Raw genomic sequence first — 10580 nt, 5'->3', positions numbered from 1 at the left:
TTGTCCCATCGTACCATAAAAAACGCTTGAGGCGCTGCGTAAAATCATCTTATGAATAAGTGCGGCTATGTCACTATTTTATCTGCAACACAGACTCTAAAATATGCTTTATGCCAGCAGTTTCGGGTATTTCAGGTCACGTTACGTGTTAGTCACTTTCAACTAAAGATTACATAATTCCAACTTGCTCTCCACCACCCCAATCACCAGATACCGTTGTTCCTTGCCCCCCGGTTGGCTTTTGCCATCCAAAACCGGGAACGTAAATCTCCCCGGCTTTTCCTCCGGATTTTGATGTAGTGCTTTTTGAAGCGGTCGGCTTGCTGGAATAGGTCGGCTTCTTGCTCTTATTCGTCAGCTCTGAGCTGGCGGGCGGCGTCGGTGCCGGTGGAGCGGATGTTGGCTTTGAAACAGTGGTCAGCGGCGCGCTTGCTTCCGCTCCGGAAGACGGCACAAAAGCGGAACTGGTTCCGCTTTCCTCCGAACTGATCGGCGGCACGGAAATCGGATGCGGTGTGCCAAGGATGATCTCCGTGCTGGACGAGCTGGACACTTCCGGTGTATCGTCGGCACTGGCAGTGTGTTGGACAACCAGAGAAACAGCTCCGACACAGATTACGGCTAATCCTGCTATAAAAAGAACTCTTTTGGTTCCATAGGTTATTTTCATTAATTCGTTCCTCCGTTCGTTCAGGTGGTTCCGATCAAGGTATTCAATACCTCTAATTAACCACTTTTGGTATTGTTTGTCAAGAAATATATAGCACAGCGCGCCTATTCAATTTTCAAAGTGCAGAAGAAACGTCTTGTTAAATCTCATTCAGATTCTGCGCGAGCTTAATCAGGAAAAATGCCCTAACTTCTTTCTTTTCTTCAAGCGACATCGGGAAATCAAGCTCCCGTGCATCCTGATGTTCAAAGAAGTTCATCCTGATGAATTCCTGATACAGAGGCCCCAAAATATGCCAAGCCCGCTCGATCGCTCTGACTTTGCGCTCACACTCGGCCTGTTTTTCGATGATCTTTTCCGCCCTCGTTGCCGTTGTATTGCTGATACCACTCCCCCTCGGCTGACCGTCCTTCCGCGCTGTTCCGTTTAAAACGGAATTCTCCATTTCTTTCAGCCTGTGCAGCAGGACATAATACGATTCCGCAATATTGACGACCCTGAAATAGACGTCCTTAGGTAACTGCATTTGCTTTTCCTCCAATTCGATTCATCCTGCTCTTTCCGGTTTTGGCGTCCCGCTTCGGGGACGGACGCACGTCCGGTTTTTCAGAGCGTAAGCTTCACAAGCTCTTCCTCCCGGATGAAATTCACGAACGCTGATTGCCAATACGAGCGGATATTTTTCACGTCGCGCATTGGCTTTCCCCTCATATGGTCAAGAAAGCCTCTCACGCTTTCGGAGTCCGCTTTGTCTATGTACGGCTTTAAAACCGCCCTCGGCTGCATACTGCCGTTGATCTTTGAGCGCGGAGCAATCAGGATTTCGGCCATACAGTCGATCAGCGCATTAACTCCCGGCAAGTCTTCCGGCAAATTTTCCTCAAAATAATCATATTCGATTTGCTCTTTGAGACGCTCCCGGATTTCGTCCGTCAGTTCGTCAACTTCCTGTTTCTCCTTAGACTGACTGACTGACTTATTCCCTTTACCGTCAGTCTCTGTAATATTCTCCTGGAACTTTTCTTCCATAGGGGTATGGAACTTTTCTTCAATAGGGTATGGACCTTTTTTTCCGGGGGTATGGAACTTTTCTTCCATAGGGGTATTTAACTTTTCTTCAATAGGGGGAGTATCGCAAGAGGCGGAATCTGACCTTTCTTCAAGAGGCTCTTTTACGATGCTCAAATGCCTTTCCAAGATTTCTTTGGTTCCTTTCCGATAGACCATCCTGATAAAAAGATATTTCTTTTTTGCAAGCATTGAGATCCATTTGGATATGCTTTTTTGCGATACCCCGAATAAATCAGAAAAGTATTTGTTCGTTGACCAGCAATAGCCCTTTTCGCTGCATAAAGCCGTGATTTCCCCATAGAGCAATTTCGCGTTGGGCGAAAGGCTCTTATCATATCTCACGTTTGCCGGTATGATGGCATAATAGCTGCGTTTTTCGTCCATCTTCATTCCTCGCTTACGGGTGCTTAATCAGCAGCATCGGGATTCAAAAGCGAATACGCATCATAAAAACCGCCCAGCCGACCACATTGGAGGACGCGCCGCTGTTTCAGGTATCCCGCCGTTTCCAGTTCATTCCATGCTGAATTGAAAGCACCGACGCCCTCCTTACATTTAGCCTGTAATGCGGGTTTGAAATGTTCAAAATCGAAATCAGGGTCTTCCAGACAAATCCGAATCAGCAAATACAGCCCTTTTGCTTTTAAGGACAACGTTCTGTCCTTTGCCAATGAATCTGGCAAAGAGCAAAAACACGGTTTCTGTTTTTCCATCAGCCCTTCACCATCCTCTCTAATTCAAAAATCGCCCAGCGCAGCGCCGCGGCGGTATCCGGGTCATTGCGCTCAACCTGGTGCAGCAGCTTGTACAGACGGTCAATGCGTCTTTCTTCTATCGACATGCGGATCTCTCTCCTTCCTTTGAAACACCTTTAGGCGTGATTTTGTACAAATACGAACGGTTGATCAGGATCTATCGATTGTGCATAATAACGATTAACAGCTCTCGCTGCAGCGCGATTACTTGTGCAACTTTTTGATGTTCAAATCAAAATCAGAAGCATCCGACAAGTTTTCAATGTTCTCATAGATAACTTCCCGAATACGATCAGCCTGCATAATATCCGAATCTGCAACAGCAACGGCGCGCTCATAAAGCAGAATTTCGATATCGGTCAAGATTCTATGATTCTCGGCTCTCCAATTCAAAAAGTCTTTCATTTCAATCATCCTTTCTTGCCCGATACGGGGTACTATGTATTAGGGAAGCTCTTTGGTAAACAGCCGTAAGTTTTCAAATGCCATTCCTGATATTTTTTCACGTTTTCCGGGTGCGAATAAAATTCCCGCGCCATTTCAAGCACCTGCCGCGCAACGTAATCACTGACAATGCAGCCGTTTTCTATTTTTGCTTTCATCCTGCGTCCTTTCTGCCCGCTGTCACGGGCAACGGGGTGTTAGCCCGCTTTTCTACCAGGCAGCAATTCAAATAACACTTCAATAGACTCCGGAGCGTCAACAATTCGTTTAATTTCTGCTGCTTCATCAAGTGAAAATGAACTTTCATGTTTAAATTTTGCCAAAAGGGTGTTATAACCAAGTCCCATTTCTTGTGCTAATTGTTTTTTAGTCATTCCTACAAAAGTCATTTTTGATTCGAGAAGCTTGTACATATCATTACCTCCTTAAAACGATATTTCGTTTTATAGGCATATACTAGCACGATATAGTATTACTGTCGACCCAATTTATACAGTTAAACAACAGTATTTCGTTTTGTATGTTGATTTTCTGACATTCCAGTGCTATCATAATGGCACAAAGGAAGTGAGCTTATGACCCGCGAACAATATCTAAAACTGCTTATTAGGAACAAAGGGCTTACGATAAAGGAGTACGCAAAGCAAATTGGTATGCCATATTCAACATTGCTTTCTATGCTAAATGGATCAATTGGTGGGGCTGCTGTTGATAATGTAGCCAAAATTTGCTTCGGACTTGATATTTCAATTTCTGAACTTCAAAAGTATTCCAATAATCCTAGTATTGATGGAGATATACTCAATTTGTCCCGTCATGAAAAAATCGTCATAATTTCATATCGTAAGCAGCCTGAAATGCAAGCCGCCGTTGATAGACTTTTAGGGGTTAAGCAGAATAATTTAATTAATCGTCTAAACGATGTCGAAACAGCCGATGAATTAACAGAACTCGCTTCCAAGGACACTGAACAGCCAGTAAAAAGTGAGCATCATCTGTAAGAGGTGGTATGGAGACGATTATTATTACACATTGTGGCTTACTGCCATTCCGTTGGACGAAATAGATTAGGAGCCTGATTTTATGAGTTCTTTTGAGGATAAAATTAAGCAAGCGCAGGAAATAGCTGAAAAATATCTTAAGTTGACCGATGAACAGCAAACAAAAATTCGGAGTGAAATGAATTCACTGATTTATAATAACTTAAGTGTTCATGATGATCAAGAACTAAGGAAGTTTGCAAAATTGGTGTCCAAATTAACGGAAGAGCAGAAATTAGACGTCCTTAACCACATAAATCAATTGAAGCAAAAAAATCGAGATAATTCCAATGTTACAATTAATCTGAAATTGGATATAAAATAAAAAGCCCGCCCGGTGTGACAGCACCGAGCGGGTAGACGCAGGATTTCATAAGGCATTTACAAAATTTTCTGCCCTTTCAGTATATCACCGGGCGGATCGGAAATAAAGAGGGAAACATATGAAAACCGTAATTTATGCCCGGTACAGTGAGGGTGGCAGCCAGACAGAACAGTCTATTGAAGGTCAGGTTCGGGAATGTCAGCAGTACGCAAAAACGCACGATTTGACCATCGTTGATACATACATTGATCGCCATATTACCGGCAAGACGGATCACCGACCCCAGTTTCAAAAAATGATAAAAGACAGCAGCAAGCGTCTTTTTGAAGCTGTCCTTGTCTGGAAAACCGACCGCTTCGCGCGGAACCGTTACGACAGCGCGATTTATAAGAACCAATTAAAGAAAAATGGCGTGAAAGTCTTCTATGCCAAGGAGAACATCCCGGACGGGCCGGAGGGTATCATTCTGGAAAGCATGCTGGAAGGCATGGCCGAGTATTACAGTGCGGAGCTGTCGCAGAAAATACGGCGCGGTATGAGGGAAAGCGCCCACAAGTGCCATGTCACGGGCGGTTATCTTGCGTTGGGGTACAAGATCGGGCCGGACAAATCTTTTGAGATAGACGAACAGCAGGCCCCCATAGTGCGGAAGATTTTCAATATGTACGACCAAGGGAAGACTGTTACGAAAATATGTGCGGAGCTGAACGCAATGGACGTAAAAACCGCGCGCGGCGGTCAATTCAATAAAAACAGTCTGCGTACCATCCTGAAAAATGAGAAGTATATTGGCATCTATGACGCGCAGGGAGTACGGGTAGAGGGCGGCGTTCCGTCCATCGTTGACAAGGCTCTATTTGACCGGGTGCAGCTGCGCATTTCTGCTAACCACAAGGCCCCGGCGCGGAAAAAGGCCAAAGTGGATTATTACCTTTCGGGAAAGCTCTATTGCGGTTCCTGCGGGGCCGGTATGGCGGGAGAGTATGGAACCGGCAAAGGTGGTGAACGGCACTATTATTATATCTGTGTCAACAAAAAGCGTCTAAAAACGTGTGACCGCAAGGCTGTGCGGAAAGACTGGATCGAAAACCTTGTCGTTGAAGCGACACAAGAATACATTTTACAGCCCGGTAAGCTGGAATCCATTGCACATAGATGCGTTGAGGTTCAGGCGCTGGACACTTCGCAGAATGACGAACTCCGCGCTTTGCAAAAGCAGCTTTCTGAAACGAAAACCCATATTAAAAACCTTATGGCCGCTATTGAACAGGGAATCGTTACCAAAACAACAAAAAGGCGGCTCTCCGATCTGGAAGCCGCGCAGGAGCAGATAGAATATGATATTGAGGAATGCAGCGTCAGGCAACCGGAGTTGAATGAGCAGGACATCCGTTATCTGCTTTCCCAGTTCCAGCGCGAAACAAATGAGCCGTTGGCAGAGTATACGGAAAAAATCATCAAGACTTTTGTCAACTCCGTGCGGCTGTTCGACGATCATGTTGTAGTGGTCTATAACCTCGTAAATGAAAAGAACGAGCTTGAAAGCTCGTTCTTAAAGTTCCTTTCCGATCCTGAAAATCCCGATAAATCGGGCGTTTCCGAGTGTTCGGATTTGGAATTGTTTGGTGGAGATGACGAGAGTCGAACTCAACCGAATAGCTTACGCCGCTTTATATGCGGTTAAATAATCGGCTATAATACTATGTATTTGTACACTTTCCTTATGCAATGTTTGGCCGTCAAACGCCCAATTTTGTAAAATTAACGGCCAAATAACGGCCACATATAGCCATACAGTACAGAGGATTAAAAATAAGCCCACCGGAAATTAATCCGACAGGGTAGTAGATGTAGTTAAGAATAAAAACAGCACTATATATTGTATGTAAGCTCTTGCTATGCAAGAAGCCAAAAAATTTTTGTTAAGAAATAATTATTATCGGCTAAGCGGATTTACTTTATGTCACCGCAAAAATGATGTATTTATGGAAAATACATACTTCGAAGACCTAATTGCCATTTGTGAGTTTGATTGTGAACTCAGAACTTTATTAATGGGACTACTTGGGAGAATTGAGATAACATATAAATCCTTGATTGCTTATTTCCATACAAAAAAATATGGTCCACTTGGTTATGAGTCTTCTGACTCATTCAGCAATGTTGAAATTTATGCAACTTTAGTTTGTAAAATCGCAAAACTCAAAAAACATTATGAAGATAATCCCGAAAGATTTCTTAAACATTATGTTGAAGACCGAGACGGAAGACTCCCGTTTTGGGCGGTTATGGAATTAATAAACTTCACGGACACATCAAAAATATACAGTGCCTTGACAGACAAAATAAAATCTGATATTGTTTTCGCCTATCCGGGGCTTACTTTCGGGACAGCACCGGATTACGTTGAAAATTGGCTTAGATGCGCTTCAGTCCTTCGAAATATTGCTGCCCATAGAGGTAGGCTATATAATAGAACGCTTTCAATTAAGCCGAAACTTTCTAGAGAGTCAAAAGATTTATTATCACAAGATAAAACAGGTAATCCAGTTTTAAATAAACTATTTGCTTATTTAATTGCTCTTAAAAATTTAGAGCCTGATAAAGAATTATGGGAAAACTTATCGTATGATATAAAAGAACTGTCTTATCGTTATCCGTTCGTCAATTTGCAGAAATATGGATTTCCGTTGGATTGGAAAATCAAATTGGAACACGCATAATTCTTCACAATACAGGTTAGTATATATGATTAACAGTTCCTGCGAGCCATTATGGCGTAATACTGCAGGCCTGGCGCCAAAGCAATTTGACGTGGGTAAGAGTCTTAATTAGATGCTCTTACCCTGATAAAACAAAAAAGTCCCCCCGCTAGCCGATTAAGGCCAACGGGGGGATTATCATATCTACCTGTTCCCTTTACACTACACCGTGGTGCTGGACGTGATCGCCCTGCCGTCAAAATATCCGTTTTCGTTCCTTTAGCTCCTGAGATACCATGCTCTTCAGCCGGTCCGCTGCCACTCGGTCAAGCCTATTTTCATTGACCATCTTGTTCCATTCAGAGACGCACTTTTTAAGTTCCGGGGAGCTTAACGCTCTGATATTCTGCCGCATGGAGTATTCGCACTGCTTTAGCTCTGTTTGATCGTGAAGATACTCGTGTAAAGCGTCTATATCTTCTTCATTGAAATACGAGGTCAGAATATCCCGGAACGCCGCAACGCCCTTCTCAGGTAAGCGAATCGCGTCAGGCTGGAACAAGTCCACCATAACGCATTCCATGAGACTGTGATCTACTTCCATCGCTCTGTAAATACGGTTACGCAATGAGTTGAAGTATTCAGGGTGTCCAGCTTCCACACACATCTGCTGAACGTCTGCGCATGGTACTATAAATTCGTCACCGCGCCTTTTAAGCCACTTTCTCTTTAATCTGTCGGAAAGGTGCATAGCAGCCATTTGACCTTTGCTGTCGAGTTCTACGGGATATTCACGCATTAAACTTCACCTCGTTTTTAGCGGCTCTATTTTCGAATTCTTTCAAGCCGTTACGATAATAATTAATAAAGAGCTCATCCATTAAGTGCAAAGCCTCAAAAAAGTTATTGAACTCTGGCCTTTTTGTATCAATGTCATTTTCAGAACAAAACTTTAAAATGTTATTGTCAATCATTTTATTTTCATCTTCTTTTGTGGTCTTTAATGTCAAGTCTGGAAATCTCGCCAATTTCTCCCCTTTTAACCCAATGGCTTGACCTTCTCTAATCTTCATAAGAAGCGCTTGGTCCCTTGGCGAAAGTTCCGAAGTTTTACTCATTCTAATCGCTCCTTCTTGAAATTGGGGAGCGGATGGAATATAATATCAATATTGAATCCGCTCCGGTGTAGTGGGGATGGATTTGGGAAATAGAGTAATCCGCGAACTGTGCAAGGTGGGCGGATTGCTCTATTTCTGTTTGAGGGCCTTTTGGTACATTTCTCCAATTCCCTGCCGAATTATCGCCGCTTTGGTTAGGCCCAACACCTGATGGCAATAATCCAGCTTTTCGATATCACCTCGCGATAATCTAACTCTTGTACTAAGCGTCTTAGGATCATCGGATAGTCTTCCTGTTTTTGCCATTCTCAGCCTCCTTACTTTTGTGGATACATTCATTATATATAATGTGGATACAAAAGTCAATACTTATTTTGGAAAATTTTATAAAAAGGAAGTTGATAAAAATGCAAACCCTTGATGACATTGAGCAAATCCAGAAGAACATGCTTTCAATCATGGATGTCCGAGAATATCTCAACGCTGACGCGAACACGTTCAGATATCAGGCGCGCGAAGACAAGAAAAATCATACCGATTCATTTGGTTTCCCAGTGATAATTATCGGGAACCGTATCAAGATTCCAAAGGAGCCATTTTTAAAATTTATGCGAGGATAGTAAAAAGTAAGGGGCAGCTTAATGCAGCCCCTAATTTCTGTAATCAAATAAGAAATCATCGTCCAATCGAAATGCTTCCATATTCCATTGATCGTCTTTCTTTTGATAAACTTCAACAATCATGTGCTTTTCATCGGCTCCATAAACGTTTGGCGCTCTAAAGTCATATTTAAGGACAAAACTACCATCATCAATTATCCCGCTCTGGTTGGTTCCAGGACTAATTTTGCCGTAGTCCGCCATATGTTCATCTGCCCATGCAACCGCATACGTTAAAGCCTGATTTTTTAACTCAGATAAATCGTCCGTACTGCTGTTGCTGGATGATTCGGTTGTATTTTCCTGAACTATTGCAGAATCAACAACGCCCGGATTTGAGGATATGGTAGTACTGGCTTTAACCGGATGTGAACCGCTGTTCCGTGAAATATAAACGATCATACCGATTGCACAAAACACAAGAACTAAGATAGCAGCTATCCCCCCGGCGCTCCCATGCTTTTTCGTCTCTGCTCGTTCTCTGTTCGATGCTTTTATGGTCCTGTCTCGCTCATCCTGCGCCGCTTTACACTTCTTGCAGATAAGAAGTTCATCGTCTGCTTCTAAAGGCTCTCCGCAAAGGCCACAAGCCCCGTATGGATAACGCTCATTTGGCTCCGTTTTTTCTTTCGGCGCATACTTTTCAATCATCTTTGCGGCACACTCCGCACACAATGTTCCATCATTGGCCTGTAACGGCTTTCCACAACGTTCACAGTGGCCATAAGAAACGATATCGGTTTTTCCTGCTGCCGGTTTTTCGAATTTTACCGTTTCCCCACAGTAAGGACAAAATACGCTATCCTCTGGAATTGATTTCCCGCATTTTCGGCAAAACATGTCAATCCCCCCTCTGTGCTATTATGCTCTGAAATAAAATAGCTGTCAATATGAAAGGACGGGCTGGAATGAATCCGGCCCGCTCTAATTTTACATTTCATCCATTGAAATAAAGTCCGTGTTAAACGTAAATCCGTTATCATTCGCATATTGAGCTATGTCCGTCGCCAACGGCTGTAAAGGTTCCCCTTGCAGAAAAGTATAATAGGCTTTATCTTGCGCCTGTTGGACTTGCTGCGCCCGTTTCGTCATGATTTCCTCAATATTTCCGGGGTAACATTTCTGCGCTTTATATACGGATTGAAGCGCCTTTAATGCGTTGAGGCTATTGGAAAATTGGGAGTTTATCTTGTCTACAACGTCAATCGGAAGTTCGCCGTGCGAAAGTTCAATCATCTTTAACGCGTTTGTAAACTGAGTATCGCTTAAAAAGTCCGTATTGTCCGCCTGTTCTGTAATTCCTTCATTGATCTCATTTAAAAGTTGCTCAACCTTCTTCTCGGTCTCGTCCACCACAGGAGCAAACTCAGCATCAATAGGCCTCCGGAGTTGTCGCTTCCCCTCCACAGAATAAGCGGAATTTTCCTCAATGCTTTTGATCTTGGTATTGAAATCGGCTTTAAGAGCCGCGAATGATTTAAGTATCTTATTTAATTCATCGAATTTTTCCTGCATAATATACCTCGTTTCAATTATTTATAAATCTGCTTGCAGTGGTAAGTGCTGCTTGCAAGACAGCGGCTTCAAGCGGTTCCAGAGATTCAGCGCAATGATAAGAAACCGGATGTTTTTCAGGCTTAATGCCTCTGCCATTCCGCGCAATGAACTCAAACGGGCTATACTCGCCTCGCATTGGAACGACGCTGCCGTCCTTTAATGTCCATGTCCACTCGCGCGAATGTTTTTCCATCTCATTTAATTTTGTAAGAATTCTGCCGTTCATATAAACACACCCT

The 10580-nt window shown here is 43.3% G+C and carries 19 protein-coding genes; 5 read left to right on the top strand and 14 right to left on the bottom strand.

Going from position 1 to position 10580, the window contains the following annotated elements:
- Positions 1-169 precede the first annotated feature (169 nt).
- The 8 genes from CAFE_RS20480 to CAFE_RS10450 form a co-directional block, all read right to left on the bottom strand.
- Entirely contained in the window at positions 170-670 is a 501-nt protein-coding gene (locus tag CAFE_RS20480) for a DUF6550 family protein (protein WP_330593932.1), read from the bottom strand.
- A gap of 139 nt (positions 671-809) precedes the next feature.
- The gene (locus tag CAFE_RS10475) at positions 810-1196 is read right to left on the bottom strand and encodes a hypothetical protein (RefSeq protein ID WP_156990612.1); all 387 of its coding nucleotides are present in this window, start codon (positions 1194-1196) and stop codon (positions 810-812) included.
- A gap of 80 nt (positions 1197-1276) precedes the next feature.
- Entirely contained in the window at positions 1277-2125 is an 849-nt protein-coding gene (locus tag CAFE_RS10470) for a helix-turn-helix domain-containing protein (protein WP_156990611.1), read from the bottom strand.
- Positions 2126-2148: 23 nt separating this feature from the next.
- Positions 2149-2454 carry a hypothetical protein gene (locus tag CAFE_RS10465; RefSeq protein WP_156990610.1) on the bottom strand — a complete coding sequence of 102 codons (306 nt, stop codon included), beginning with the start codon at positions 2452-2454 and terminating at the stop codon, positions 2149-2151.
- A complete protein-coding gene (locus CAFE_RS20340) occupies positions 2454-2582 on the bottom strand; it encodes a hypothetical protein (RefSeq protein ID WP_267901545.1) in 129 nt (42 codons plus the stop codon). Before CAFE_RS20340 ends, CAFE_RS10465 begins: the two co-directional genes overlap by 1 nt.
- 118 nt (positions 2583-2700) lie before the next feature.
- The gene (locus tag CAFE_RS10460; RefSeq protein WP_156990609.1) at positions 2701-2901 is read right to left on the bottom strand and encodes a hypothetical protein; all 201 of its coding nucleotides are present in this window, start codon (positions 2899-2901) and stop codon (positions 2701-2703) included.
- Between the two features lie 32 nt (positions 2902-2933).
- Positions 2934-3098, bottom strand: coding sequence for a hypothetical protein (locus CAFE_RS10455; protein ID WP_156990608.1), 165 nt, complete (start codon positions 3096-3098; stop codon positions 2934-2936).
- 39 nt (positions 3099-3137) lie between these two features.
- Positions 3138-3353, bottom strand: a complete 216-nt coding sequence (locus CAFE_RS10450; RefSeq protein WP_156990607.1) for a hypothetical protein — start codon at positions 3351-3353, stop codon at positions 3138-3140.
- 162 nt (positions 3354-3515) lie between these two features.
- Between CAFE_RS10450 and CAFE_RS10445 the strand changes: the two genes are divergently transcribed.
- The 4 genes from CAFE_RS10445 to CAFE_RS10430 all read left to right on the top strand — a co-directional run bounded on the left by CAFE_RS10445 (position 3516) and on the right by CAFE_RS10430 (position 7028).
- Positions 3516-3941: a helix-turn-helix domain-containing protein gene (locus CAFE_RS10445; protein WP_156990606.1), complete on the top strand. Its 426-nt coding sequence runs from the start codon at positions 3516-3518 to the stop codon at positions 3939-3941.
- A gap of 82 nt (positions 3942-4023) precedes the next feature.
- Complete coding sequence (locus CAFE_RS10440) at positions 4024-4305, top strand: DUF3106 domain-containing protein (RefSeq protein ID WP_156990605.1); 282 nt, start codon at positions 4024-4026, stop codon at positions 4303-4305.
- A gap of 118 nt (positions 4306-4423) precedes the next feature.
- The gene (locus tag CAFE_RS10435) at positions 4424-5989 is read left to right on the top strand and encodes a recombinase family protein (RefSeq protein ID WP_156990604.1); all 1566 of its coding nucleotides are present in this window, start codon (positions 4424-4426) and stop codon (positions 5987-5989) included.
- A gap of 214 nt (positions 5990-6203) precedes the next feature.
- Complete coding sequence (locus tag CAFE_RS10430) at positions 6204-7028, top strand: Abi family protein (RefSeq protein WP_156990603.1); 825 nt, start codon at positions 6204-6206, stop codon at positions 7026-7028.
- Positions 7029-7263: 235 nt separating this feature from the next.
- Here the strand turns inward: CAFE_RS10430 and CAFE_RS10425 are convergent, their stop codons facing one another.
- From CAFE_RS10425 to CAFE_RS19680, 3 genes are all read right to left on the bottom strand, one after another.
- The gene (locus CAFE_RS10425; protein WP_156990602.1) at positions 7264-7806 is read right to left on the bottom strand and encodes a hypothetical protein; all 543 of its coding nucleotides are present in this window, start codon (positions 7804-7806) and stop codon (positions 7264-7266) included.
- Complete coding sequence (locus CAFE_RS10420) at positions 7799-8125, bottom strand: hypothetical protein (RefSeq protein ID WP_156990601.1); 327 nt, start codon at positions 8123-8125, stop codon at positions 7799-7801. The genes CAFE_RS10425 and CAFE_RS10420 overlap by 8 nt, the downstream gene beginning before the upstream one ends.
- Positions 8126-8254: 129 nt before the next feature.
- Entirely contained in the window at positions 8255-8431 is a 177-nt protein-coding gene (locus CAFE_RS19680; protein WP_166525112.1) for a hypothetical protein, read from the bottom strand.
- A gap of 101 nt (positions 8432-8532) precedes the next feature.
- Here CAFE_RS19680 and CAFE_RS10415 point away from each other — a divergent pair, with 101 nt between their 5' ends.
- Positions 8533-8745 carry a hypothetical protein gene (locus CAFE_RS10415; RefSeq protein WP_156990600.1) on the top strand — a complete coding sequence of 71 codons (213 nt, stop codon included), beginning with the start codon at positions 8533-8535 and terminating at the stop codon, positions 8743-8745.
- Positions 8746-8775: 30 nt separating this feature from the next.
- Here the strand turns inward: CAFE_RS10415 and CAFE_RS10410 are convergent, their stop codons facing one another.
- The 3 genes from CAFE_RS10410 to CAFE_RS10400 form a co-directional block, all read right to left on the bottom strand.
- The gene (locus CAFE_RS10410) at positions 8776-9624 is read right to left on the bottom strand and encodes a zinc ribbon domain-containing protein (protein WP_156990599.1); all 849 of its coding nucleotides are present in this window, start codon (positions 9622-9624) and stop codon (positions 8776-8778) included.
- 90 nt (positions 9625-9714) lie between these two features.
- Positions 9715-10299, bottom strand: coding sequence for a hypothetical protein (locus tag CAFE_RS10405; protein WP_156990598.1), 585 nt, complete (start codon positions 10297-10299; stop codon positions 9715-9717).
- Positions 10300-10312: 13 nt separating this feature from the next.
- Positions 10313-10567, bottom strand: coding sequence for a hypothetical protein (locus CAFE_RS10400; RefSeq protein ID WP_156990597.1), 255 nt, complete (start codon positions 10565-10567; stop codon positions 10313-10315).
- Positions 10568-10580 lie beyond the last annotated feature (13 nt).

The organism is Caproicibacter fermentans (genome assembly GCF_009746625.1).
Taxonomy (GTDB): Bacteria; Bacillota; Clostridia; order Oscillospirales; family Acutalibacteraceae; genus Caproicibacter; species Caproicibacter fermentans.
Note: the sequence above shows the minus strand (reverse complement) of the source record. Positions and strands in the feature narration are given on the sequence as shown.

Coding starts and splice junctions, on each gene's coding strand:
- CAFE_RS10410 (WP_156990599.1), bottom strand. CDS start 9,624: ATGTTTTGCCGAAAATGCGGGAAATCAATTCCAGAGGATAGCGTATTT.
- CAFE_RS10445 (WP_156990606.1), top strand. CDS start 3,516: ATGACCCGCGAACAATATCTAAAACTGCTTATTAGGAACAAAGGGCTT.
- CAFE_RS10415 (WP_156990600.1), top strand. CDS start 8,533: ATGCAAACCCTTGATGACATTGAGCAAATCCAGAAGAACATGCTTTCA.
- CAFE_RS10405 (WP_156990598.1), bottom strand. CDS start 10,299: ATGCAGGAAAAATTCGATGAATTAAATAAGATACTTAAATCATTCGCG.
- CAFE_RS10425 (WP_156990602.1), bottom strand. CDS start 7,806: ATGCGTGAATATCCCGTAGAACTCGACAGCAAAGGTCAAATGGCTGCT.
- CAFE_RS10430 (WP_156990603.1), top strand. CDS start 6,204: ATGCAAGAAGCCAAAAAATTTTTGTTAAGAAATAATTATTATCGGCTA.
- CAFE_RS10460 (WP_156990609.1), bottom strand. CDS start 2,901: ATGAAAGACTTTTTGAATTGGAGAGCCGAGAATCATAGAATCTTGACC.
- CAFE_RS10450 (WP_156990607.1), bottom strand. CDS start 3,353: ATGTACAAGCTTCTCGAATCAAAAATGACTTTTGTAGGAATGACTAAA.
- CAFE_RS10455 (WP_156990608.1), bottom strand. CDS start 3,098: ATGAAAGCAAAAATAGAAAACGGCTGCATTGTCAGTGATTACGTTGCG.
- CAFE_RS10400 (WP_156990597.1), bottom strand. CDS start 10,567: ATGAACGGCAGAATTCTTACAAAATTAAATGAGATGGAAAAACATTCG.
- CAFE_RS10465 (WP_156990610.1), bottom strand. CDS start 2,454: ATGGAAAAACAGAAACCGTGTTTTTGCTCTTTGCCAGATTCATTGGCA.
- CAFE_RS10470 (WP_156990611.1), bottom strand. CDS start 2,125: ATGGACGAAAAACGCAGCTATTATGCCATCATACCGGCAAACGTGAGA.
- CAFE_RS10475 (WP_156990612.1), bottom strand. CDS start 1,196: ATGCAGTTACCTAAGGACGTCTATTTCAGGGTCGTCAATATTGCGGAA.
- CAFE_RS20340 (WP_267901545.1), bottom strand. CDS start 2,582: ATGTCGATAGAAGAAAGACGCATTGACCGTCTGTACAAGCTGCTGCAC.
- CAFE_RS10440 (WP_156990605.1), top strand. CDS start 4,024: ATGAGTTCTTTTGAGGATAAAATTAAGCAAGCGCAGGAAATAGCTGAA.
- CAFE_RS19680 (WP_166525112.1), bottom strand. CDS start 8,431: ATGGCAAAAACAGGAAGACTATCCGATGATCCTAAGACGCTTAGTACA.
- CAFE_RS10435 (WP_156990604.1), top strand. CDS start 4,424: ATGAAAACCGTAATTTATGCCCGGTACAGTGAGGGTGGCAGCCAGACA.
- CAFE_RS10420 (WP_156990601.1), bottom strand. CDS start 8,125: ATGAGTAAAACTTCGGAACTTTCGCCAAGGGACCAAGCGCTTCTTATG.
- CAFE_RS20480 (WP_330593932.1), bottom strand. CDS start 670: ATGAAAATAACCTATGGAACCAAAAGAGTTCTTTTTATAGCAGGATTA.